Source organism: Micromonospora sp. NPDC047521 (assembly GCF_055587305.1).
This window is the reverse complement of the sequence record NZ_JBVJGN010000024.1, coordinates 11,994-34,482: the sequence shown is the minus strand read 5'-3', so window position 1 is coordinate 34,482 and position 22,489 is coordinate 11,994. Positions and strand designations below refer to the sequence as shown.

Genomic DNA, 22,489 nt, shown 5'->3' with positions numbered 1-22,489 from the left:
TGTAGGAGGCGGTGGGGCCGCCCGCGCGGCGTTATCGGCCGGTCGGCTGGTAGATCGGGGACTCGGGGCGCGGGTACGCCTGGGCCCGGCAGAAGTGGTCGTAGCCGCACCAGTCCCAGGCGGCCATGCCGGGACGCAGGGGGGCGGTGCGCTCATCGGCGAGGACCTGCTCGGCGTCGTCGGTCCAGTCGATGCCCGTGGCGATCGCGGCGACGGCGGCGTCGTCGACGTGGCGGGCACACAGCACCCGCGCGACGGCCAGGCCGCTGGGCAGGTGCACGAGGCTGTAGCGGCCGTCCAGGCGCTGCCCGTACTCGAGGGTGACGTGCACGGCCAGGCCGGGTGCGACCGGCCAGCCGGCGACGATGATCTCGCTGAGACGGGGCTCGTCGGCGGCGTCGGTGTCGCTCACCTGGATACGCACCGGAATCGTCGGCGCGGTGGTGCTCGTGATCGTGGTCATGAAGTCCTCCTGGGGACTGCTATCGACGGGGGGGGCGAAAAGGTTTCGGTCCTCGGCGGGTTCAGTCAGCGGCGGGTGGCGCCGTAAGCGATCAGCCACGCGCCAGCGGTGCCGGCGGTGGCGGTGAGCGCCTGGATCCAGCCGCCGGGGGCGGCGATGGCCATGAGAGCGCCGGTCACGGCGGCGGCGTGCAGGACGTAGACGGCGGTGCGGGAGCGACGGCGGGCGAGCACGCCTTGGCGCAGCGCGGCGAGGGAAGCGGCGGCCCAGATCAGCCACAGCGCCCACCCCCACAGACCGTGGGCGCCGGCCCAGGCGGTGGTGGCCGGCAGCAGCAGCGCGTGCACGGCGGTGACGGCGATCAGGGCCAGCAGCAGCCAGCCGGCGTAGGTGGCGGTGTAAATCAGCCGGCGGCGGTCGGCCAGGACGGTGCCGACGGTCATGACGCGACCTGCGGGCGGCCACTGATCGCAGCAGCGGCGGAGTCCGGTGTCGTGCTGATGGCGGGTCGGCTGGTTTCCGGGCGGGACTGCGGGCTGCATGGCGTCTCCTGGTTGTGGACGGCGAGCGGGCGGACGGGGGTGATTGCGCCGGCGTGGCGGGCCACCACGTCGGCGTACTGGTGCTGGGCGGTGTGCATGTCGGCTTCGGCGGCGGCGGCCTCGCGGGAGTCGTGGGCGCGTTCGACGGCGGTCAGCGCCAGCGCGGCCGCCGCGGCGGTGAGCATCACCGAGCCGATCAGCGGCGGGCCGCCGGCGTCGGCGGCGAGGTGCCCGGCGGTGGCCACGCTGCCGAGCGCACCGCTGACGCCGGCCACTGCGGGCCACCGGCGGCGGCCGGTGTGGGCGCGCTGGCGGCGGCGGCCGGCGGCGCGGATGGCGTCCTCGGCGGCACGCATCTGGGCGCCGTCGAGCTTCCAGGCGATCAGCTCGACGGACAGCTCGTCGATGCGCTGTTGGTGGGTCAGCGCATAGAGGGTGTCGGCTGGCTGCGCGTCGCGCTGGCGGGTCAGGCGGCGGATCTGGGCTTCGAGTTCAGCGACTCTGGGGGACATGACGGGCGGTTCTCCTTTACGGACGGTGACCTAACAGGCGGGTTCATAACAGCGGCGGGGGAGGGGGGCCGGTGCCTGCATAGGGGCGCCCTCGCAGGGGGGGAGGGGCCCGAGTTATGAGGGGTTATGAATTACTGGCAGTGACCGTCGTGGCGGTGGTCGTGGCGGCCTCGGGCGGCAGGTACTGCCCGGTCGCCTCCCGCCCGTCGGGGGTCTGCGGCCGCACCACCCGGCTCTGCTGAGCGAGCTGGGTCAGCGCGTTGGCGACCAGCTGCGAGGTGGCGGAAGCGTCGCCGCTCTCGTGCAGCGCGGCGAGAATGTCGCGCGGTCCGGCCGGGGTGCTCTTGGTGCGCCAGATGTGGCGCACCGCCGCCTCGACCCGGTCGGCGCGGGTGCGGTAGCCGGCCAGCGGCGTCGGCTCCACCGAGTCCCCGGTCGGTGCGTCGCCGGCGGCCGACGCGGCAACGGCCGGGGTGGGGGTGGCCGGCGCGGTCACCGGCCGGCCACCGAGCCGGCTGAAAATCGAGCTAACGGCGGAGGCCATCGCCTGCTCGGCGTCGCGCTCCGGCGTGCTGGCCTGCGCCTGAGCCTTCCGGCGGGCGCGGGCGCCGCGCAGGTCGGCCAGGTAGTCATCGGTGACGAGCTGGTGCCGGCCCGCGTAGACGCGCCCGGCCGCCCGCGCCGACCCGGCGTCGAGCTGACGCTGGTGGTGGCGGCGATTCCACGAAATCTCGTCGACGCGCGGCCCGTCGTGCAGAACCGGCTTGGACGGATCCGAGGTCTGGACGTACTCGATCTTCGCCCGGACCGGCTCGCCGTCGCCGAGGCGGGCGTAGCACTCGCCGCGGTGGCGCAAGGGGGGCAGCTTGTAGTTGCCGGTGACCCGGCCGGCCTCCTGCTCGTCGCCGGACATGAGCACGATCTCGCGGCCGATGTTCGCGCCGGCGTCGCCGCCCTTGTCGCCGAACTGGTGGTGCACCCCGCGCTGGGTGGCGGCGATCAGGTAGATCCCGGCCGAGGCGACGGCCTGGGTGCACTCGGCGTACATGTCGCCGGCGGTGACCTCCGCGCCGTCGTAGTACGCCTTGGCCTTGGTGTTCAGCGCGAATGACGCCTCGTCGATGTAGATGAAGATCTTCGTGAAGCCGTGGCGGGCGCTGAACGGCTGGTCCTGGCGCCAGCGGGCGATCTCCATCGCGGCGATGAGCATCTGCAGCACGCCCTCGTCGTCGGCGCGCACCCAGTCCAGCGGCGGGCGTACGTCCGTGCCGAGGTAGGGCTCCAGCCAGGGGCCGACCAGGTCGTAGAGCTTGCGGGTGCCGGCGACCCAGATCAGCGCGTCCTCGCTGCGGGTCACGTCGGCCCACTCGCGGTGGATGTAGGCGCTCTTGCCGCCGGTTGTCGCGCCGAGGATCCAGGCGTGCCGGGCGACGTCGACACCGATCGGCATCCCGTCCATGCCCCACAGCGCGTAGCAGGGGTCCGCTGCCCGCCGCCAGATCGGTCGGCCGGCGGCGTCGAGCAGCTCGTCGACGCGCTCTTTGTAGGGGCGGACCCGGCGCATCACGTCCTCGGTGTTGGCCTGGATCGTGTAGACACCGACCCGGTTCGGGTCCTCGCTGATCTGCACCCAGTCGGGGGCGATGTCGCGGCGGGTGATGTCGCGCAGCGCCAGGGCGATGCGCCGGACGTCGTGGTCGTCGAGGCGCGGGGCCTGCTCGACGCGGACCTTGCCATTGACGACGCGGCGCAGCTCGATGGGCGCCCACGCCTCGACCCGCGCGCCGAACGGCCGGTCGGCCGGGCCGACCATCTGCGGGTTGGAGATGCGCAGCCACTCCAGCCCGGCGCGGCGTACCGCCAGGCGCAGCAGCCACGCCAGGTGCGGCTCGCCGTCGCGGGGGCCGGTCAGGTCCTCGGCGGTCAGGGCGAGCTGGGCGTGCGCGGTGGCGCTCAGCGCGGTCATCGCCGCAGGTTGCGTCGACGGCGGCGCGTACCGCAGCAGGTACTCGTGGGCCCGCGCCATCACCCAGGTGCTGCCACCCAGCGCCGGCAGGATCAGCGCCCACACCGGCCACAGGTCCGGCACCGTTACCGCCAGGGTGGACCAGGCGGCGTAGACGGTGACCGCCGCGACCAGCCACCCCACCACCCGGGACTTCGCCGCCGAGTTCAGGCGGCTGAACATGGGGGAGATCCGGACCAGGAGCCGGGCGCCGAACGCGGCTGCCGCCGCGAGCACCGCCGTGGCCAGCCCGGCGATCCACACCGGTGAGCCGGTGATCAGCCACACCGCCACCCACACCGCCGAGATGAACGGCGCGACCACGGCCCAGAACGTCTTCCACTCGATGCCTACTGCTGCTCGCCGCTTCGTCACAACGTCCTCCCTCGTTCTGCCTGGTCGTTCTCGGTTCGCGGGGTGCGGGGGCCGCACCAGGTGCGGCGCGGCCCCCGCGCGGGTGTCGGGTCAGAACCCGATCGAGCGGGCCTGCGTCTCGTACTCCTCGGCCTGCGCCTCGTAGTAGCGAGCCGCGAGGATTTCCCGCGCCGCCTCCGCCTCCGCCTCACGCGCCGCCACGGCGTGCTCGTGGGCGACGTTGGCGTCGCGGATCGTGCGAGCGGCCATCTTGTGGTTCTCGGCCGACTCCTGGTTCTCCCGGGCGTCACGCCGGTACTGGTCCGCGGCGTCCCGGCAGGCCCGTGCCCGCCCCTGCAGCGTCTCGGCCTTCTCGATCAGGCCGGCGTAGCGGTTCGCCACCCGCATCGCGTCCTGGTCGGCGGTGTTGGTCGTGGTGCTCATCTCTGGTCCTCCAAGGTGGTTGGAAACAGGGGTGTTGTGCAGCGGCGTTGGTGCCGACCGGGTCCCCCACTCGCTGCCAGCGGTGGATCCGGGGTCAAAGAACGGCGCGCTGTACGGCGCCGAGTGCGACGTCGACCTGGCGTGCCCGGCCGATGAGCTGCGCTGCCGGCCCGGCGGATCGGTGATGTCGTCCAGGTCGACGTCGATCACCGTCTCCGGCCGGTGCCCGCCCGGAGCAGGCCGGGCCTGCCCCTTCTTCGTCGCCGGGTCGTCCTTGCCGACCGGCTCGCTGTTGCCCGCCGGGGTCGTGCCCGCGGTCTTGCCGTCCGTGGCCTTGCCGTCCGTGGCCTTGGCCTTCTTCGCCGCCCGGGCCAGCCCCAGCAGCCCCATCAGCGCCGCCCCGCCCGCGGTCTTGGTCTTGCGACCCGTGGCGCTGCTCGTCTTCCCGCCATCGCCGGTCGGTTTCCCGCCGCCGTTGGGGGCCTTGCCGCTGGCCGTGGGCTTGCCGCCGCCGTTGGGGGCCTTCCCGCCGCCGCCAGGGGTCTTGCTGCGGTTGAACGGCCACAGGCCCTTGCCGGCCGGCTTCTTTCCGGCGCCGCCACCGTCACCGGTCGGCTTCGCACCGGCGGGCGTCTTCCCGCCAGCCGGGGCCTTCCCGCCGCCGCCAGGGGTCTTGCTGCGGTTGAACGGCCACAGGCCCTTGCCGGCCGGCTTCTTCCCGGCGCCGCCACCGTCGCCGCTCGGCTTCGCACCGGCGGGCGTCTTCCCGCCAGCCGGGGCCTTCCCGCCGCCGCCACCAGGGGTTTTGTTGGTGCGGCTGAACGGCCACAGGCCGCCCGACTTGCCGCCACGGCCGTTGGGGGACTTGCCACCACCACCGTTGGTGGACCTCCCCGCGCCGGGCCGGTCGCTGCGGCCGGCGCGGTCGCGGGCCGAGCGGTCGCGCTTGTCCCGCTTGTCCCGGCGCGTGAACTTGCGCCAGGCCAGCCACCCGGCGCCGGCCAGGACCGCGACCACGATCAGCCCGGCACCCAGCAGCAGCGCCAGCAGCGGCGACACCATCCACATCGCCACCACCACGGCGGCGACGATCGAGATCACCACCAGGGCGACCACCAGGCCCACCGACGCCGGCGTCGTGTCGGCCAGCTCCTGCGGCGTGGCCTTCTCGTCTTTTGCCTGGTCCGTCGCCGGCTGCTCGGTGGCCATCACCGACAGATCCGGAGCCGGCACCGCCATCTCCACCTGCTCGGCCTCGATCGTCGGGGCCGTCGTCGTCTCGTTGCGCATCGCGTGTTCCTCCCTTCGTTTTGGCTGCTCACGCCCCACAGTTATGAGCTGTTATGAGGCTGACCCGACCCGCAGACCGGGCCGGCCCCCGGTCACGCGACGCGACCGCTGGGGAGTTCGAGGACCTGGCCGACGACGTCCGCCGGCACGGCGTTGAGGACGCGGCTGATCGTGCGGACGGAAATGCCGGTGATCTCGTTGAGTTCGGCCTGGGTGGCGTTGGGGTTTCCCGCGCGGGCCGCCAGGATGAGCGCCACCGTTTCCGGTCGGACCTTCTCCACCTCCGGCAGGTCAGCCGGCAACTCGACCGGAACCGCAGCAAGAGATTTCCTGTTGGCGGGTCGCACGATTTCCGATTGCCGGCCCGGGGTGGTTGCCGCCTTTTCCTGCGCCCGGGCCAGTGCCCGGCGGGTCCGCTCCAACTCATTGACCACGCCCTCGCGGGCCTCGGTGATCGCCTGCGCCTGCTGCTCGGCGTGGGCCCGAGCGGTGGCCTGCCGCTCGGCGAAACGCTGCGCCTCGTCGAGCTGCGCCCGCAGCGCCCGCACCATCTCGTCCAGCTCGTCAGCCCGCTCCTGGGCGACTTGGCCGGTGTAGCGCGCCTCGGCCAGGGTCTGCTGGTAGTCGCGTTCGGCCTGCTCAGCAGCCTCGGTGAGCACCCGAACCTGCTCGGCGCCGCTCCGCTCCGCGAGAACCCGAGCGGCAGCAGCCCGGTCCGCGGCGTCGCGGGCCTCGGCCAGCCGGCCTTCGGCCAGCGCGGCCGCCTCGCCCGCAGTCGTGGCCCGCTGCTCGGCGACCAGGACGCTCTCAGCGGCCTCGGCGGCGGCGCGAGCGTGGCGGGTGATTTCCGCCTCCGCGGCCGCCTCGATTTCCGACTGCTTTTCCGCCTGCGCCTGCGCCAGCTTTTCCGCCTGGATCGCGCGGGTTTCCGCCTTGGCGCGGGCTGCGGCTTCCGCCTCGGCCCGTGCCGTTTCCGATCGGGCCTTCGTCTCGGCGGCCACCTGCGCCGCCTTTGCGGCGGCCGTTTCCGCCCGCGCCGCCCGCAGCTCTTCCTGCCGCTCGGCCGCCTTCGCCGCTGCCTCGATCTCCTTTGCGGTACGACCGGTCAGCATCTTGACCCGGACCACCACGATCGGCGCGACGCAGGCCACCGCCACGACCAGACCCCACGGCGTCTCCTCATCGCCCGTGATGAAGACCGGGAGGAGGTGCACCGCGACCTGGCAGAAGATCATCAGCAGCATGCCGACGACCATGTCCGCCCAGCGCCGACGGTGGAACGCGGTGATCACGTACACGTCGAGCATCACCGGGAACATCCAGGCGATCCACTGGCTGAAGTGCGCCAGCACCGCCAGGTCGAACTCGCCCTTGGCCGTGAGGATCACCGCTGCGGCCATCGCGATCCACGGCCCCACCGTCGCCGCGTCGCGGACCTTCTCCTTCATCGGGCCGCTCCCATCGAGGACGCGCAGTCCAGGCACTCACCCAGGGAGCGCGGGATGTAGTAGGGCCGCTCCACGCCGCAGCTCCGGCAGGTGCGCCTGGCTGCCAACGCCTTTCCGATCGCGGTGAGCTGCGAGGCGCTGGCGGTGCGCTTCTTCGCCGCCTGGTCGACCCTGTAGAGGTAGGCCACCCGCTCGCCGCCCACCCCGCGCCACATGACCTGCGCCGCGATCGGCTGACCACCAGGGCGCAGGCCCTGCGCCCGCAGCTGCCGCGCCGTGGCGTAACCAGCCGGAGCACCCCGCCACCAGAACGTCGGGATACCGAAGGTGGTGCCCTCGGGGTCCCAGTACGCCGCGCGGATCCGGGAGCTGTTCACGCCGCTGCCCTCCGGGTCTGAGCCGGTCCCGGCGCCCGCTCGTCGGCGATCAGTGCCTGTCCGACGCCGAGCAATTCCCGGGCGATCTCGTCCTCCGCGCACGACTGGTGGCACGACGCGCCCTTGGCGTCGCGCATCTTGGTGTTGGTGGCGCAGACCCGGCAGGGCAGCGACCGGTCACGGTCGTAGTGGCCCGGTGCGGTCCAGTCGAGGTGGACTCGCACAACCAGCCGCCCGGCCATCAGAACGCCTGCCCGCGTCCGGCTCGGACCTGCGCGAGCAGTTCCCGGCCCAGCGGGTCGAGGTCGGCCTCGTCGACGTCGACCGCGAGGGGGTGGCGGCGCTCGTCGACCCAGCGAGCAACCCGCCGGCCCGCCAGCACCACGCCGACCAGGCCAACAGCGACGGCGGGGGAGTAGACCAGGTGCTCCGGCACCGCGTCGGCATGCTCGGCGTACCGGTGTGCCACGGCCACCGTGGCGGCGGCCGGTCCGGCCGCGACCAGGACGATCGCGGCGCGCGTCAGGCGACCGGAGGTGGCCGGATTGGTGCCCTGATCGGCCAACTCGACGAGCTGGGCGACGATCGGGCGATCGGTGCCGCCCGGGGGAGTGGCCACAGTGCTCATGCCGTCACCCCCAGCGCGTTCATTGCGGCGGCGAGCTCCCGCAGGCGCAGCAGCGGACGCTGCTCCACCTCCGGCAGCTCGGTGAGCACGCAGTGCTCCACCAGACCGTCCCCACCCCGCGCTTTGACCTCGTACGCGGCGGCGTCCGCTGCCGCCATGACCCGAGCCCGGTCCTCCCCGGGAGTGGCGTGGACCGCGCCGACGCTGGCCGTCACCGTCACGCTGACGCCGTCGGCGACCTTGATCGGCTCGGCCAGTGCCTGGATAACCTCCGCGCCGAGGATCTGCGCCAGCGGCGCCGGAGACGGCGACGCCAGCACGAACTCGTCGCCGCCGATGCGGGCGACGATCGCGGCATCGATGTCGGACAGCAGCACCTGCAGGCGGCCGGCAATCTCGACAAGCAGCGCGTCGCCGGCGGGGTGGCCGTAGGTGTCGTTGACCGGCTTGAACCGGTCCAGGTCGACCAGGACCAGGTCGTAAGACTCGCCGTCCAGCTCGTCGAGCGCGGCGGTCAGACCGGCACGGTTCGCCAGGCCGGTGAGCGGGTCCGTAGTCGCGCCCCGACGGGCCTCGACCAGCCGGTTCCGCTGCGACCGGGCAACCTGCGCGGCCCACACGTGCCCGAGCAGCGACATCGCGCCAACAGCCGGGAGCAGCATCTTCAGCGCCTTCACTGGGTCACCTCCGACCCAGTCGCAGAGGCGTAGGCCTCGCGGATCTCGCGGGAGATCCGACCCCGGTCCCGGACCTCGTAGCCGTTGGCCAGGGCCCACTCCCGAATCGTCGCCCGCTCCTTCTTGTCGGCAGTTCGGTTGGGTGATGCTGCGGAATCGCGGCCGGTGCTGCGCAGCGCCTGCCGTACCTGCGCCAACTGAGCCGCGAGCGCAGCCTCCTTCTCGGCCAGCTCGGCGCGCTGCTTCTCGGCGGCCTCACGCTGCTCGCGCTGCGTCTGCTCTGCCTCGATCCGGCCGGTCAGCTCCTCCACCAGCCCGCCGATGCGCTCCGCCAGGTGCCGGGTCCGCGCGGCGTCGCTGACGTTGGCCAGGGCCAGCAACTGCTCCAGCGTCCGCGGCGGCCGGGCCTGCGCCGGGGTCTTCTCAGCGGGCGCGGTCTGCCCGGTGGGAACGCCGGGACCAGCGATGACCCGAATGCCCATCGGGACGCGCTGCGCGGGTGCCGGCGTGCCAGCAGCGGCCCGTCGCAGGGCATCCATGTTGCCGTTGACCGGCGTGGCCGTCGTCGTGGTGCTCATGCCGGCATCACCGCCGACATCGGCAGCAGCCCTCGCAGGGCCCGCAGGGCCTTGTGCTGGAGGGCCTTGATCGCCGCCGGGGTGCGGCCCATGACCTCGGCCGTCTCCTCGATCGACAGCTCCCGCAGGAACCGCAGGACGATGCACTGCCGCTGGTGCTCGGCGAGCTGGTCGACGCCCGCAAGCAGCGCCTCGTGACTCAGCCGGTCCAGGGCGGTCCGCGCCGCGTCGGTCACCTGGCCGACCTGGGTGGCGTCGTGGATGTCCGCCACCGGCACCTCGAACCGCTGCCGGAACGACGCGTGGTGGTTGGCCACTAGGTTCCGGGCGATCGTGGTCAGCCAGGCGGGGACGTTGCCACCCGGGCGGCTGAACGAGGCCAGGTTGCGCAAGGCCCGCACGAACGTCTCCGAGGTCAGGTCCTCGGCGGTCTGCCGGTCAAGCACCCGGCGGTAGACGAACCGAAACACCTCGTCGACGTAGCGGTCGTAGATGAGGCCGAACGCCTCAATGTCACCGGCCTGGGCCCGCGTCACGAGCGCAGACACGTCGTTGACCGTCGATCCGGGTCGGGTCTGCACCGGATGATTCCGGGCAGGACGTACCCTCATTGCTGGCATCTGTTGCTCCTTGAGAGATGGGGTTGGATGCCATCCGGGGGCTCGGCGGGGCGCAATCCCGTCGAGCCTTCTTGCTTGGTAAGCGCACCGAAGGACTATTAGGTACTCATTGACCAGACAATGCGCTTGGTGTTGATGGTGCTACTGAGACCCAAGCAGCGTCAAGGGGTAAGGGCAACATTGACTAGACAATGTTCTACCGCATGAGCAAGACTCGGAAGGTGGACACGTTCAGGGGGGCCTCACTGCCGGCGTACCAGCGGATCGCCGCAGCCATCCGAGACAAGATCACTTCGGGCGAGTTGGCCGGTGGCCAGCAACTCCCGACCGAGCTGGAACTCGCCGAGCAGTGGGGCGTTGCGCGCCAGACTGTCCGCAACGGGATCGCCGTACTGGTCTCCGAGGGCCTGGTGGTCGCCCGCCGACCGCTTGGGCACTTCGTGCGCAAGCGGGAGAACATGCTGTACCGCCCGCAGGGGGAGTCTCGCGATCAGCCCGCGAGCCCTGAGATGGACCGGTTCTGCCAGCAAATCATCGAAGAGGGACGAGTCCCGAGCCAGACGATCGATGTCTCCCTGGTCCAGGCGTCCTCTGACATCGCAGAGCGACTGAGGATCAAGCCTGGCACCGTCGTCGTCGCTCGCCGCCGGGTGCGCTACATCAACGGCGAGCCGATCAACATCAACGACTCCCACTTCCCGCTCGACATCGTCAAGGACTCCGAGATCATGTCGCCGGCCGATGTCGCCCGCGGCACGAACCAGGCGCTTGCCGACCTCGGCTACCCGCAAGACCGCGCGATCGACGAGATCTACACCCGGATGCCGACGCCCGAGCAAATCCGCCGACTCGATCTCGGTCCCGGCACACCGGTGGCCGTCCACTACGTCACTGGCTACGTCGCAGACGGCACACCGGTACGTTGCACCGTCAATGTGCTGCCCAGCGACCAACATGTCATCGTCTTCGAGCGCAAGTTCGAGCGGACATGGAGCTGAACCAGCCTTGACATTGATCATCCGTCCCGCGACCACCAACGAAGAGTTCGAGGTCGCCATGGGCCTCCTCACCCAACGGATCCAGTGGCTACGTGATCGCGGGTCGGACCAGTGGGCAACATGGGAGAAATGGCGGACCAAGTTGATCCCTGCGCTCGCTGCAGGGGACATCTGGTTGCTGTGGGATCGCGACGAGGCGATCGGCACGGTCACTGTCGAGTTCACCGGCGATCCAGACTTCTGGACACCTGCTGAGCTGGCAGAACCTGCTGCCTATGTCTCGAAACTGGCGGTCCGCCTCGATCGAGCCGGGCAGGAGCTTGGCGCACTCCTCTTGGCGTGGGCTGGTGACCTGGCCTTTCACCAGGGCTGCCGACACCTCCGCCTGGATGCGTGGAAGACCAACGAGGGCCTACATGCCTATTACCTCTCGCGCGGCTGGACCTACCTTCGGACCTCCAGTCACCCGGAACGTCGGTCGGGAGCCCTGTTCCAGCGGCCCGCCGCACCGATGGCACCACAACCCGTTGAATTGCGAACGATCGCACGACGCGACGAACAGGGCTCTGCCGAGTGAATGCGCGTAGAGGGTCCGGCCAGGGGTATCCTGCGGATATGGCCAGCCAGGATCCGGACACCGCCACCGAAACCACGGCGATGCTCGCTGCGGCTGGCATCGTCGTGACCGAGGAAGGCCGGGCGCGTGCCCGGCGCCGCCTGGACGAAGCCCGCGACCGGTGGACGCCGGCGCTTGAGGCGGCGGCCCGCGAGCAGCTGGGCCTGCCGGCCCGCGCCGCGTGACCGACCCGACCGTCAGGGTCATCCTCGACGCATCCGCGATCATCGCGTTTTGCCGCGAGTCGATCGACGTCGGCGAGGTCATCGCCGAGGTCGCCGACGAAGAGGGCTCCGTCTTCGGCCTGCCGGTGCTGTGCCTTGCTGAGGCGGCCCGGGTCGTCGCCGACCAGGACCGCCTGACGCTGCTCGTCACCCACCGCGCCGCTGAGGTGCTCAGCCCGGATCCGGACAGTTGGCGCGCTCTCGCGGTCACCCTCGACACCGTGGGCCGGGTCGACGCGGCCAGCGCGGTGCTCGCCGCCATCGACCTGGGCTGTCACGTCCTGACCGGCCAGCCCGGCTTGTACGGCGGCATCGCCGGCGGCGGCCCGGTCATCGCGATCTGACTATCGCAGCCGCGCGCCGTTGACCACGCCTCAGATGGTCAGGGCGAACAGGTCGAGCTGCTCACCGGGGTCGGCCGGCCGGCACGCTGTCCACACGGCCTGGCCGGCTCGGGAACAGCCGTCGACGACGTCGGCCCAGCCCGCGCCACGGAATCCGCCCGGGTGGTCGCGCCAGGCGATGACGGCCTGCTCGCAGCGCCAGATCAGCTCGTCGGTGACCCGACCGTTGTCGAGGACGTTGCCCAGGTCGGTCCAGGCCAGCCGCAACGGTTGGTGAAGGTCCCCGTCGGTGATCTCGATCCGCGCCCGGGTGAGCCGGAGCATCCGGCCGGCGGGCAGCGTCCGTCCGCTGTAGTCAGGGGCGATTCGCCGGGCGTCTCGGGTGCGCCAGTAGGTCAGGGGGTCGATGGCGTGCCCGCAGGCAGTGATCCCAACGGCCCAGGCCAGCAGAGGGCGGTGAGTTGCCGGCGTGGCGGTGGCGAGGATGGTGCGGGCGTCGGCCCGGTGGCTGCTGGTCATGGTGCTCTCCCGCGTTGTGGTTGTGGGCCGGTGGCGGCCTGGTGCCCGTGATCACCGAGGCGCGCCGCTGGCCAGCGACGGGGGTGCTCGGAGACGGGCGAGAGGTGACGCGGGCCGACCCACGTTCGGGGTCGGCCCGCTTCGCGTCTACGCCGGGAGAGCGGCGAAGTCCTCGGTCGGGTCGAAGTCGCTGCCGTCGTAACGGGCCGCAGCGGCGTACAGGGCGACCGTGATGGTGCGCAGGGGAGCGCACTGGCCGTACCAGGTGATCAGCTCCCCGCCGCCCATCTGCTTGAATGCCGGGTCTGCCTGCTCGGTGAGGTGGTCCCCGAGCACGCTGATAGTCGCCTCGGCGAGGTCATAGCAGCGAGGGCTGCCGGTAAGGTGCCGGGCAGCGGCTCGGATCGCGCTACCAACCAGGTAGCCGATCTTGCCGGGGTGCTGCGTCAGGCGGCTGGCGGCGGCGCGCAGCGTGACGGCCGGACCGAACGTCCCGGTGAGGAAGGGGCAGGTCGAAACGCACGGCTCGTCCTGGGTGGCGGTGCCGCAACCGACGCACTCGTTGTTGTGGTCGAACTCCGCAGCGGGGATGACGTGCCGCTGGTCTGCCGCCTCGTACTCGCGGACCAGAGCGCCGAGCACGTCCCGGACGTTGAGGGTCTTCCCGGCGGCGGTGCGGCAGTCCGCCGCGTAGCCGGCGAGGTCCTTGGTGTCGATCCAGGTCCGGCCGATGGGCTGGAAGTGCACACTGCTGCTGATGTAGCCGATGACGTGCTCGCCGAGCATGAGCCGGGCACGGGTTCCACCGGTCCCCGGAACGGGGCGAACGTCGGTGACGCGCAGCTTGGTGTGGGGGACGACGAGACCGGTGTGGGGCAGGGTGGTGGGCTCGCCGGTCAGGCTGGCGTTGATCAGCTCGATGGGTCGGGGCTGGGTGCGCAGGCAGGTGCGGCAGTCGATGGGGTCGGTGATCGCCTCGCCGGCGCGGACGTCGTCGCCGCGACCGCTGGCACCGCACCAGGCGGCGACGTAGCGAGGGCTGCCGTCGGGGCCGGTGATGCTGCTCAGGCTGCCCAGGTGCACGGCCGTCCCGCGACCGACGCGGACGGGGGCGAGCTGGGCAGGGCGAACCGGGTTCGTCGTAGGCTGGGTCATGGAACTCCCTTTCGCAGAGGGGCTGTTCTTCCTGGTCCGGCTGGGTGGTGGCTCACCTGGTCGGACCGTTCCTTGTCCTTCTATCGTACAGGAAAAGGTACAGAGAAAGCTGCTTTGGGGGTCTTTTTCTGTACCTTTTTGCCGTACGGTGGGGGGCATGAGCAGCGAATCGGAGATGCGCCGGCCCGAGGTGTCGGCGGGGATGGCGGCGGCCCGGGACCGGGGTGTGCGATTGGGCCGCCCGCCGGCGCCGTTGCCGCCCTCGGCCGCCCGGGCGGCGCAGCTACGGGGTGAGGGACTGTCGCTCGCCGCGATCGCCACGGCGTTGAACGCGGAGCAGGTCCCGACCCCGTCGGGGAAGGGGCAGTGGGCCAAGAGCAGCGTCAAGTACGTGCTCGACCGGTACGACGCGACCCAGGGGTCGGCGTAGGCCCGGGTCAGGGGTTGCGGGCTTGCCCGCGCGCGGGTGCCGGGGGGTGGGGTGGGATCTCCTCGTGTCGGCCGATCTCCGATCGACCGGGCCGGCTCTGGGGCGGCCAGGCTCGGCGAAGCCGACCGCGAAGCGGCTTGGCCTGGTCGCCCCAGAGACGGTCTGGTAGCCCTCTGGGCGGCCGGCGCGGGGAGGTCCCACCCCTGGGTGACCACTCACCCACCCGGCGCCTGTGGTCCCTCCCGGATCTCCGAGAGAGGCCCCGCCGGAGGCGTCGATATTGGAAAGCGCGACCACGACGACCGGGCGCCGGCCGGCGTCTCCTGGCCCGGTTCGCTACCCCTGGCCGTGATTCTGCGGCATCAACCCCTTGGGCGAGCGTCGGCGGTAGCGGCCCGGATCTACCTCGACGTAGCGTGCCGGGGCTGACTACCGTGGGCGGGGAGTCGATCACTACGGGGGCACTATGACCGACGAAGCTGCGCAGCCTGCACCGCCGCGAACTGTGGACAGCACGATCGCTGGCTTGCAGGACCAGATCGACCAGCTCACGTCCACGCTGGAGCACCATCAACGGCTGTTCGAGCGGCTGCGCGCGCAAGGGGTGCTGGCAGCGGGTGAGCCCGACGACGAGCGGGCCTGATGACGATGCCTGACCGCAGCGACGACCAAATAGCGGCCGAGGTCGCCGAACGGGTCGACGCGGCCCGCGACCGGGCCGCGGCCTTGAGGCTGCGCGCGGCATCCCTGGACGCCCAGGTCACACCCCGGCCTCCGACGCGGTCCCGGGTGACCACCGCCGAGCAGGACCGGCTACTGGCCGCGCAGGACTTGGCGGCCCGCTTCTACCGGGCGCAGCTCGACAGCCCGGGCGGCGCGGGACCGCGCCGGTGGCTTGCTGGGCAGGGCGTGCCGGTCGACGGCCGGTGGATGCTCGGGTACGCGCCAGGCCGCCCGACGGCGCTGGTCAATGAGCTGCGCCGGGCCGGCTTCACCGACACCGAGATCCTGGCCTCCGGACTGGCCTCGACCGGCCGGGGCGGACTGCTGGTCGACCGCTTCCAGGACCGGGTCGTGGTCGGCGTGCGCGATCCCCAGACGAACGCCGTGGTGAGCTTCGTCGGGTACGCGCCGCCCGGCGCTGACGAGTCGGTGCCTGCGGTGCTGCACGGCCCTGCCACGGCGATCCACCGGCCGGCCGACGCGCTGGTCGGGCTCGCCGAGCAGCCTGAGCCGGCCGGCCGGCCGGTGGTGGTGGCCGCCACGGCGCTGGAGGCGATCGCGCGGTCCGCGACGGCCGGCGAGGACGCCCCGGTGGTGGTCGCGCCGTGCGGGCCGACGCTGACACCCGGACAGGTCGCGGTGCTCACCGAGCAGACTGACGTGGCCGCGGGCGTGACCGTGGCCATCGGCGCCGGCGAGGCCGGCCGGCGCGCGGCCGAGCGCGCCTACCACCTGCTCGCCCCCGCCGTGCAGGCCCACCCCACGACGCCGGGAGCGCTGCGGGCGGTCGGCCCCCGGCCGCAGGACCCTGCTCGGCCGCTGCTGGAGGCCGTGGTCACCGCCCGGGTCGAGTGGGCGGCACGCGCCTACCAGACACCAGCGGGCCGCGCCGGCGTCGCCCGCTCGGCGCGGTCGCTGCTGCGCTACCAGGTCGGCGCGAGCGGGGTGGACATCGCCGCACTGGAGGCGTACGTCGCCCGGCACCTGGATCCGGAGCCTGCCCCCGAGGTGCAGCCGGCGGCCGTGGTCGACGTGCCGGCCCCCGCTCCGGCCGTTCTGGACGGTGCGGCCACGGCGCACGCGCCGCCGGTGGTCGACGCGGGGGAGGAGGCGACCGCCGACCCGCCCGCCGACGGTGACCAGGACGGCCCGGCCGACGCGGAGGAGACGGATGAACCACTACGGGGCGCAGGCCCAGAAGCACTGGCAGACGTACCTGCCCCAGCGGTACGCGACCATCGAGGACCCGAGCAGCTTCTTCTCGACTTTGGGGGAGCAGGCAGCGGAGCAGATCGAGCAGCGGACGCGAGAGCTGGCCGGTCCGGATCAACCGGGCGAGGGGTACCTCGGCAAGCTCGGCCGACTGAACGCGGCGAAGCAGATGGCGCAGGAGGAGATCCTCCCCGAGCTGATCCTGATCGACCCGAACGCCGAGCAGGCGGCGGACGAGACGCCGACCGGGTCGACGACGCCGGCGGCCAGCCCGACGTGGACGCCGCTGGTGGAGGACCCGAACGACCCGTGGTGGCAGCGGGTCGCGCAGGAGGAGGACGACGAGGACGAGCCGCAGACCCCGACCCGGTAGCCGGCCCGGCCGAAGAGACCGGCGACACCGCTCCGGACCAGGCCACCACAGCGGATGCCGACGCCGGCGCGGGTGATGCCGCGGAATCGTTCCGCCCTGGCGGGCAGCAGGACCTGGCGCCCGCCGGCGAGATGGCCAAACTCCGCGCGAACCTGGCCGCCCTGCGGACCCTGCGCGAGGTGCAAGCCGCTGGCCGCCCGGCCACGGGGCAGGAACAGGCCGTGCTCGCGCGGTGGGCGAGCTGGGGCGCGGTGCCAGGGGTGTTCGAGTCCCGCACCAACCACCCCGACTACGCCCGGTTCGCCCAGCAGCGCGCCGAGCTGCGGGAGCTGCTGTCGCCGCAGGAGTACGCCGCGGCGGAGCTGACCACCCTCAACGCCCACTACACCGACGCGGCGTACGTGCGCGCGATCTGGGACGCCGTGCGGGAGCTCGGCTTCGACGGCGGGGCGGTCCTCGAACCGGGCTGCGGGTCGGGCAACTTCATCGGCCTGGCCCCGCCGCAGGCTCGGATGGTCGGCGTGGAGCTGGACCCGGTGACGGCCGGCGTCGCCGCCGCCCTGTACCCGCACGCGGAGATCCGCACCGAGAGCTTCGCCGACACCCGGGCCCCGTCCGGCGCTTTCGACCTGGCCGTGGGCAACGTGCCGTACGCCGACGTGCGGCTGACCGACCGGCGGCACAACCCCGGCCGGCACAGCATCCACAACCACTTCATCATCAAGTCGCTGCACCTGACCCGGCCCGGCGGCCTGGTCGCGGTGCTCACCTCCCGCTACACCCTGGACTCGGCGAACCCCGCCGCCCGGCGGGAGATGGCGGCGCTGGCCGACCTGGTCGCCGCGGTGCGCCTGCCCTCCGGAGCGCACCAGGCCACCGCCGGCACCCAGGCCATCACCGACCTGCTGATCCTGCGCCGGCGCGAGCCGGATCGCGAGCCTGGGCCGATCGCATGGGAGCAGACCCGCCCCCTGGACCTGGACACCGCCGCTGAGCAGGCCGACCAGGTCAACGAATACTTCGTCGACCGGCCGGAGCGGGTGCTCGGCGAGATGACGCTCGGGCGGGGCATGAACCGCGACGGCGAGCTGGTCGTCCGCGCGAGCGACAACACCGGTGAGGCCCTGACCCGGGTGCTGCGCGACGTCGTCGACGAGGCCCGTCGGGAGGGCCTGACCATGACGCCGCGCGTCGACGGCGACCGGCCGGCCGAGCCGCTGGCGGTGCTCGCGCCGCACTGGCGCGCCGAGGGCCACATCGAGGCCCGCGACGACGGCACCTTCACCACCGTCGCCGACGGCCAGGTCGTGCCGCACGAGGTGCCCGCCAGCCAGGCCGATGAGCTGCGAGCGCTGCTCGGGCTGCGCGACACCGTGACCGCGCTGCTCTCGGCGGAGGCCGCCACCGTCGACGACGGCGACGAGCACGGCGGCCCGCCCGCCCCGGGGTCACCGGCGGCGCTACGTGCCGAGCTGAACGACCGGTACGACGCCTACCTGGCCGCCCACGGGCCGCTCAACCGCTACACCCTGCGCCGCACCGGCCGGACCGACCCGGAGACGGGCGAGCCGAAGATGGCCCGGATCAACCCGCCGATGGGCCGCTTCCGGCAGACCGACCCGCACGCCGCCACCGTGTTCGCCCTGGAGCACTTCGACGACACCACCCAGACCGCGACGAAGGCCGACATCTTCGCCCGCCGGGTGATCCTGCCCCGGGCGCCGCAGCTCGGCGCCGACACCCCGGCCGACGCCCTGGCCATCTGCGTGGACACCCACGGCGACGTGCGGCTGCCCGAGGTCGCCCGGCTGCTCGGGGTCAGCGAGCCGGAGGCCCGCGCCGCGCTCGGCGACCTGGTCTATGACGACCCCGGCCAGGGCCGGCTCGTGGAGGCCCCGGAGTACCTGTCGGGCAACGTGCGCGTGAAGCTGCGCGCCGCCCAGGCCGCCGCCGAGACGGATCCGCGCTTCGAGACCAACGTGCGCGCCCTGCAACGGGTGATCCCCCGCGACCTCGGACCGGGGGAGATCGACGCGGCGTTCGGCGCCCCGTTCCTGCCCGCCCCCCTCATCCAGCAGTTCCTCCAGGAGACGCTGCGCGACCCGGGCCTGCGGGTGGAGCACGTCGGCGGGTCCGACTGGCGGGTCCGCGGCTCCCGCGCCGGCGTCCTGGCCCGCTCGACCTGGGGCACGCCGGGAATGGCCGCGCCGGACCTCGCGCAGCGGCTGCTGACCAAGACCCCGATCCGGGTGTTCGTGGAGGTGGAGGAGGGCAAACGCGCCCTCGACGTGGAGGCCACCGCCGCCGCGCAGGCCAAGGCGATCGAGCTGGAGGAACGCTTCGGCGCGTGGGTGTGGGAGGACCCGGACCGCGCCGAGCAGGTCGCCACCCGCTACAACGAGATGTTCAACGCCACCGTGCCGCGCAGCTACGTCGGGGTGACCCGGTCCCTGCCCGGCATCGCAGTCGGCTTCACACCCCGCTCACACCAGGTGGAGGCGGTCGCCCGCATCGTCGCCGAGCCGGCGGTCGGGCTGTTCCACGCCGTCGGGGCCGGCAAGACCGCGGTGATGGCCATCTCCGCGATGGAGCAGCGCCGCCTCGGCCTGGTCAACAAGCCGGCCATCGTGGTGCCCAACCACATGCTGGAGCAGTTCACCCGCGAGTTCCTGCAGATCTACCCCCGGGCCCGGCTGCTGGCCGCCGGCCGCGACGACATGAGCACCGACCGGCGCCGCCGCTTCGTCGCCCGCTGCGCCACCGGCGACTGGGACGCGATCATCATGGCCGCCTCGTTCTTCGAGCGGCTCTCGCTCTCCCCGGACGAGCAGAGCCGCTTCCTCGACGAGGAACTGGCAGAGCTGCGCGACAAGATCGTCCGCGCCGGTGAGCAGGCCATCGCCAACGGCGAGGACGCCAAGCGCTCCAGCAGCGTCAAGCGCCTGCAGAAGGCGCTGCTGCGCAAGGAGGAACGGGTCAAGGAGAAGCTCGACAAGGCCCGCGACCCGGGCGTCACCTTCGAGCAGACCGGCATCGACTACGTCTACCGCGACGAGCTGCACGAGCTGAAGAACGACACCATCACCAGCTCCATCCCCGACGCCGGCAACGACGGCTCCGACCGCGCGGTCGACTTCCGGATGAAGCTGTCCTACCTGCGCCGCCAGCGCGGCCAACGGGTGGTGTGCGGGGCCACCGCCACCCCGATCGCCAACTCCGTACGCGAGCTGTACGTGGTGACCCGCCAGCTCCGCCCCGACCTCCTGCAGGCCACCGGAACCACCGACTTCGACACCTGGGCGGCCACCTTCGCCAAGGTCGTCACCGCCATCGAGGTGTCCCCGACCGGGCAGGGCTTCCAGATGCGCGCCCGGCTGGCCAAGTACGCCAACGTGCCCGAGCTGTCGCTGATGATGCGGACCTACGGCGACGTCCGCACCCCCGAGGACCTGGCCCTGCCCACCCCGCAGTTGAGCCAGCGCGAGGACGGCGAACGTGCCCCGCACATCGTCACCCTCGACCCGTCCCCGGAGCTGGAGGAGTTCATCTCCGGCCTGGACGAGCGCGTCGAGCGGATCCGCAACCGCCAGGTGGAGCCCCAGCAGGACAACATGCTCAAGGTCTCCGGCGAGGCCCGCGCCGCCTCCCTGGACCTGCGGCTCATCGGCGAGCAGCAGACCGCACCCGGCAAGATCGACGCCGCAGCGGAGCGGATCGCCGCGATCTGGCGCGACACCCGCGACACCGTCTACCTGGTCAACCCCGACGCGGCCGACCCCGTCCCGCACCCCACCCCGGGTGCGCTGCAGATCGTCTTCTGCGACCAGTCCACCCCGAACCCCGAGCGCTGGAACGCCTACGACGCCCTGGCCGAACTGCTGGTCGAGCGGGGGATGCCCCGGGAGAAGATCCGCTACATCCACGAAGCCGACACCGACGCCAAGAAGGCCAGCCTGTTCAACGCCTGCCGCTCCGGCGACGTCGCCGTGCTCATCGGCTCCACCGCCAAGATGGGCGTCGGCACCAACGTCCAGGCCCGCGCGATCGCCCTGCACCACCTGGACTGCCCGTGGCGTCCGGCCGACGTCACCCAGCGCGAGGGACGCATCCTGCGCCAGGGCAACCAAAACCCCGAGGTCAGCATCTACCGCTACGTCGTCGCCGGCAGTTTCGACGCCTTCTCCTGGCAGACCGTGGCCCGCAAGGGCACCTTCATCGACCAGATCATGCGCGGCACCTCCGCCCGCGAGATCGAGGACGTCAGCGACGAGACCCTCCAGGCTCACCAGATCAAGGCCATTGCCACCGGCAACCCGCTGCTGATGGACCGCGAGCAGGTCGCCCAGGACCTCACCCGGCTCGAACGCGCCGACCGGACCCACCACAACACCCAGGCGGCGCTGCGCCGCCAGGTCGGCGAGCTGAAGGCGTGGATCACCAAAGACACCCGCCGCGTCGAGGTGCTCGACGACGTCATCGCTCGACGCCAGGACACCCGCGGCGAGAAGTTCGCCATGACCGTCGCCGGGCACCGGTTCACCAAACGCGCCGAGGCCGGCCGAGCCCTGCAACACGCCCTGACCGCCACCGCGCAGGGCGTCGCCTCCACCGACCGTCGCGAAGCCGCCGGCGTCGCCCAGCTCGGCGGCTTCGGCGTCGACGCGGTGTTCTGGTCCGGTCGCGACGGCATGCTCGTCGCCCTGCGATTCGACGGAATCCCCGACTCCTCCACCACCGTCGGCCTCACCTCCGCCGTGGAGGGCGACCCCACCGGCCTCGTCCGCCGCCTGGAGAACCAGCTCACCGACCTCGACAGCACCCGGACCACCGTGCAGGCCCGCATCGCCGGTCAGCACGAAGAGATCGCCCGGGCCACCGAGCAGCTCGACCAGCCGTTCCCCCGCCGCGACGAGCTGCTCGACACCCGCCGCCGGCTCCGCGCGATCAACGCGGTCATCGACCTGATGGCCGACACCACCCCACCACCCTCGGCCGCCCCGCCCGCCGTACCCGTCACGGTCGACAACTGGATGCCGACGGACCTGCGCGACAGCCTGACCCCCGACGAACAGGCGTGGCTGGACCGGCGCGTGCAGCACGTCGCCGGCGGCGGCGCCGTCCAAGACGCGGCCCGCACCACCGACCTGGCCGCCTTCTCAGCCCCGTTCGACAAGGCACTCACCCACGCCCTCGCGGACCCCGGCAACACGGAGATGGCCGTCGCGGTGATGCTCAAGTGCGACGACCCGGCCTGGCGCCAGGCCCTCTACGGCGCCGCCGGGCAGGCCGTGCACCAGGCGGTCCGGGACGTTCCCCCGCCAGCCTCGGCGGCGGGCCCCTCGACGCAGCGCGACAGCCGAGCGGGCCAGTCCGAGGTGATCAGCCCGCTGGCGCCGGCCGCCATCGTCGCGGCCACGACGCCGGTGGATCGGGCGCTGCTCGACACCTGCACGCAGCAGGCCCTACGCGTCGACGCCGTCCAGGCCGCCGCGCGCGCACGTGACCAGACCGCCTTCAGCGCGACGTTCGCCGCCGCGATGACCACCGCCATCGCGCAGCTCGACGACCCCGCCGACGCGATCCGCCTCGCCGACCTCCACGGCGATCGAGCGTTCCGCCAGGGCCTGACCAACCTCGTCTGGGACAAGCTCACCCCCCGGCCAGCAGAGTCGCAGAGTGGCATCGGCACGCGGCCCGTCCACGCGGCTGCGGTGGCCGCCACGGCGTTCGTACCTGCGACCGGCCCAGGGGCGGCAGCGCCCGTCTCACCCGCCCCCGCCACTCCCCACCGGGTCGCCCACCACGACCACGCTCATGTGCCCGAGCGGTGACCCATATCGACGCCGGGCCGCGGCCTTCCCTCTCCTGAGTGCCGTGGTCGCCATCCGTGTCCGGTCAGGGTGACGTCCCGGCGTGCTCGCGTCGGCGCAGCGGCGGTGCCGGGTCGTCATTCGGTG

At 72.4% G+C, this 22,489-nt stretch carries 21 protein-coding genes; 7 read left to right on the top strand and 14 right to left on the bottom strand.

The window, feature by feature from the left end; all coding sequences use genetic code 11:
- Positions 1 to 31: 31 nt before the first annotated feature.
- The 12 genes from ACZ6N8_RS30175 to ACZ6N8_RS30120 form a co-directional block, all read right to left on the bottom strand.
- The gene (locus ACZ6N8_RS30175; RefSeq protein WP_466014323.1) at positions 32 to 463 is read right to left on the bottom strand and encodes a hypothetical protein; all 432 of its coding nucleotides are present in this window, start codon (positions 461 to 463) and stop codon (positions 32 to 34) included.
- 65 nt (positions 464 to 528) lie between these two features.
- Complete coding sequence (locus ACZ6N8_RS30170) at positions 529 to 906, bottom strand: hypothetical protein (RefSeq protein ID WP_466014321.1); 378 nt, start codon at positions 904 to 906, stop codon at positions 529 to 531.
- Positions 903 to 1,517: a hypothetical protein gene (locus ACZ6N8_RS30165; protein WP_466014320.1), complete on the bottom strand. Its 615-nt coding sequence runs from the start codon at positions 1,515 to 1,517 to the stop codon at positions 903 to 905. The genes ACZ6N8_RS30170 and ACZ6N8_RS30165 overlap by 4 nt, the downstream gene beginning before the upstream one ends.
- Positions 1,518 to 1,641: 124 nt before the next feature.
- Positions 1,642 to 3,897 carry a hypothetical protein gene (locus tag ACZ6N8_RS30160; RefSeq protein WP_466014318.1) on the bottom strand — a complete coding sequence of 752 codons (2,256 nt, stop codon included), beginning with the start codon at positions 3,895 to 3,897 and terminating at the stop codon, positions 1,642 to 1,644.
- A gap of 90 nt (positions 3,898 to 3,987) precedes the next feature.
- Positions 3,988 to 5,610, bottom strand: coding sequence for a hypothetical protein (locus tag ACZ6N8_RS30155; protein WP_466014316.1), 1,623 nt, complete (start codon positions 5,608 to 5,610; stop codon positions 3,988 to 3,990).
- A 92-nt stretch (positions 5,611 to 5,702) separates the two neighbouring features.
- Positions 5,703 to 7,058, bottom strand: coding sequence for a hypothetical protein (locus tag ACZ6N8_RS30150; protein ID WP_466014314.1), 1,356 nt, complete (start codon positions 7,056 to 7,058; stop codon positions 5,703 to 5,705).
- Positions 7,055 to 7,435: an RRQRL motif-containing zinc-binding protein gene (locus tag ACZ6N8_RS30145; RefSeq protein WP_466014312.1), complete on the bottom strand. Its 381-nt coding sequence runs from the start codon at positions 7,433 to 7,435 to the stop codon at positions 7,055 to 7,057. The genes ACZ6N8_RS30150 and ACZ6N8_RS30145 overlap by 4 nt, the downstream gene beginning before the upstream one ends.
- Positions 7,432 to 7,677: a hypothetical protein gene (locus ACZ6N8_RS30140; RefSeq protein WP_466014310.1), complete on the bottom strand. Its 246-nt coding sequence runs from the start codon at positions 7,675 to 7,677 to the stop codon at positions 7,432 to 7,434. The genes ACZ6N8_RS30145 and ACZ6N8_RS30140 overlap by 4 nt, the downstream gene beginning before the upstream one ends.
- Positions 7,677 to 8,063: a hypothetical protein gene (locus ACZ6N8_RS30135; protein ID WP_466014308.1), complete on the bottom strand. Its 387-nt coding sequence runs from the start codon at positions 8,061 to 8,063 to the stop codon at positions 7,677 to 7,679. Before ACZ6N8_RS30135 ends, ACZ6N8_RS30140 begins: the two co-directional genes overlap by 1 nt.
- A complete protein-coding gene (locus tag ACZ6N8_RS30130) occupies positions 8,060 to 8,725 on the bottom strand; it encodes a GGDEF domain-containing protein (RefSeq protein WP_466014362.1) in 666 nt (221 codons plus the stop codon). Before ACZ6N8_RS30130 ends, ACZ6N8_RS30135 begins: the two co-directional genes overlap by 4 nt.
- 11 nt (positions 8,726 to 8,736) lie before the next feature.
- On the bottom strand, positions 8,737 to 9,318 hold the full coding sequence (locus ACZ6N8_RS30125) for an Lsr2 family DNA-binding protein (RefSeq protein ID WP_466014306.1): 582 nt from the start codon (positions 9,316 to 9,318) through the stop codon (positions 8,737 to 8,739).
- On the bottom strand, positions 9,315 to 9,866 hold the full coding sequence (locus tag ACZ6N8_RS30120; RefSeq protein WP_466014304.1) for a sigma-70 family RNA polymerase sigma factor: 552 nt from the start codon (positions 9,864 to 9,866) through the stop codon (positions 9,315 to 9,317). Before ACZ6N8_RS30120 ends, ACZ6N8_RS30125 begins: the two co-directional genes overlap by 4 nt.
- 293 nt (positions 9,867 to 10,159) lie before the next feature.
- Here ACZ6N8_RS30120 and ACZ6N8_RS30115 point away from each other — a divergent pair, with 293 nt between their 5' ends.
- Genes ACZ6N8_RS30115 through ACZ6N8_RS30100 form a run of 4 tightly spaced genes read left to right on the top strand, consistent with a single transcriptional unit; the run spans position 10,160 to position 12,120 of the window.
- A complete protein-coding gene (locus tag ACZ6N8_RS30115; RefSeq protein ID WP_466014302.1) occupies positions 10,160 to 10,936 on the top strand; it encodes a GntR family transcriptional regulator in 777 nt (258 codons plus the stop codon).
- A gap of 7 nt (positions 10,937 to 10,943) precedes the next feature.
- The gene (locus ACZ6N8_RS30110; protein ID WP_466014300.1) at positions 10,944 to 11,513 is read left to right on the top strand and encodes a GNAT family N-acetyltransferase; all 570 of its coding nucleotides are present in this window, start codon (positions 10,944 to 10,946) and stop codon (positions 11,511 to 11,513) included.
- A 38-nt stretch (positions 11,514 to 11,551) separates the two neighbouring features.
- On the top strand, positions 11,552 to 11,737 hold the full coding sequence (locus ACZ6N8_RS30105) for a hypothetical protein (RefSeq protein ID WP_466014299.1): 186 nt from the start codon (positions 11,552 to 11,554) through the stop codon (positions 11,735 to 11,737).
- Complete coding sequence (locus ACZ6N8_RS30100) at positions 11,734 to 12,120, top strand: hypothetical protein (protein ID WP_466014297.1); 387 nt, start codon at positions 11,734 to 11,736, stop codon at positions 12,118 to 12,120. Before ACZ6N8_RS30105 ends, ACZ6N8_RS30100 begins: the two co-directional genes overlap by 4 nt.
- A gap of 30 nt (positions 12,121 to 12,150) precedes the next feature.
- Here the strand turns inward: ACZ6N8_RS30100 and ACZ6N8_RS30095 are convergent, their stop codons facing one another.
- Complete coding sequence (locus ACZ6N8_RS30095; protein WP_466014296.1) at positions 12,151 to 12,639, bottom strand: hypothetical protein; 489 nt, start codon at positions 12,637 to 12,639, stop codon at positions 12,151 to 12,153.
- 147 nt (positions 12,640 to 12,786) lie between these two features.
- Complete coding sequence (locus ACZ6N8_RS30090) at positions 12,787 to 13,794, bottom strand: hypothetical protein (RefSeq protein ID WP_466014295.1); 1,008 nt, start codon at positions 13,792 to 13,794, stop codon at positions 12,787 to 12,789.
- 157 nt (positions 13,795 to 13,951) lie between these two features.
- Between ACZ6N8_RS30090 and ACZ6N8_RS30085 the strand changes: the two genes are divergently transcribed.
- The 3 genes from ACZ6N8_RS30085 to ACZ6N8_RS30075 all read left to right on the top strand — a co-directional run bounded on the left by ACZ6N8_RS30085 (position 13,952) and on the right by ACZ6N8_RS30075 (position 22,363).
- Positions 13,952 to 14,224 (top strand): recombinase family protein, encoded by a 273-nt coding sequence (locus tag ACZ6N8_RS30085; RefSeq protein ID WP_466014293.1) that lies wholly within the window; start codon positions 13,952 to 13,954, stop codon positions 14,222 to 14,224.
- A 466-nt stretch (positions 14,225 to 14,690) separates the two neighbouring features.
- Complete coding sequence (locus ACZ6N8_RS30080) at positions 14,691 to 14,867, top strand: hypothetical protein (protein WP_167517416.1); 177 nt, start codon at positions 14,691 to 14,693, stop codon at positions 14,865 to 14,867.
- Positions 14,867 to 22,363: a DEAD/DEAH box helicase family protein gene (locus tag ACZ6N8_RS30075; RefSeq protein WP_466014291.1), complete on the top strand. Its 7,497-nt coding sequence runs from the start codon at positions 14,867 to 14,869 to the stop codon at positions 22,361 to 22,363. Before ACZ6N8_RS30080 ends, ACZ6N8_RS30075 begins: the two co-directional genes overlap by 1 nt.
- Positions 22,364 to 22,489: the final 126 nt, after the last annotated feature.

Coding starts and splice junctions, on each gene's coding strand:
- ACZ6N8_RS30175 (WP_466014323.1), bottom strand. CDS start 463: ATGACCACGATCACGAGCACCACCGCGCCGACGATTCCGGTGCGTATC.
- ACZ6N8_RS30170 (WP_466014321.1), bottom strand. CDS start 906: ATGACCGTCGGCACCGTCCTGGCCGACCGCCGCCGGCTGATTTACACC.
- ACZ6N8_RS30165 (WP_466014320.1), bottom strand. CDS start 1,517: ATGTCCCCCAGAGTCGCTGAACTCGAAGCCCAGATCCGCCGCCTGACC.
- ACZ6N8_RS30155 (WP_466014316.1), bottom strand. CDS start 5,610: ATGCGCAACGAGACGACGACGGCCCCGACGATCGAGGCCGAGCAGGTG.
- ACZ6N8_RS30150 (WP_466014314.1), bottom strand. CDS start 7,058: ATGAAGGAGAAGGTCCGCGACGCGGCGACGGTGGGGCCGTGGATCGCG.
- ACZ6N8_RS30140 (WP_466014310.1), bottom strand. CDS start 7,677: ATGGCCGGGCGGCTGGTTGTGCGAGTCCACCTCGACTGGACCGCACCG.
- ACZ6N8_RS30135 (WP_466014308.1), bottom strand. CDS start 8,063: ATGAGCACTGTGGCCACTCCCCCGGGCGGCACCGATCGCCCGATCGTC.
- ACZ6N8_RS30130 (WP_466014362.1), bottom strand. CDS start 8,725: ATGCTGCTCCCGGCTGTTGGCGCGATGTCGCTGCTCGGGCACGTGTGG.
- ACZ6N8_RS30125 (WP_466014306.1), bottom strand. CDS start 9,318: ATGAGCACCACGACGACGGCCACGCCGGTCAACGGCAACATGGATGCC.
- ACZ6N8_RS30105 (WP_466014299.1), top strand. CDS start 11,552: ATGGCCAGCCAGGATCCGGACACCGCCACCGAAACCACGGCGATGCTC.
- ACZ6N8_RS30095 (WP_466014296.1), bottom strand. CDS start 12,639: ATGACCAGCAGCCACCGGGCCGACGCCCGCACCATCCTCGCCACCGCC.
- ACZ6N8_RS30090 (WP_466014295.1), bottom strand. CDS start 13,794: ATGACCCAGCCTACGACGAACCCGGTTCGCCCTGCCCAGCTCGCCCCC.
- ACZ6N8_RS30085 (WP_466014293.1), top strand. CDS start 13,952: ATGAGCAGCGAATCGGAGATGCGCCGGCCCGAGGTGTCGGCGGGGATG.
- ACZ6N8_RS30080 (WP_167517416.1), top strand. CDS start 14,691: ATGACCGACGAAGCTGCGCAGCCTGCACCGCCGCGAACTGTGGACAGC.
- ACZ6N8_RS30075 (WP_466014291.1), top strand. CDS start 14,867: ATGACGATGCCTGACCGCAGCGACGACCAAATAGCGGCCGAGGTCGCC.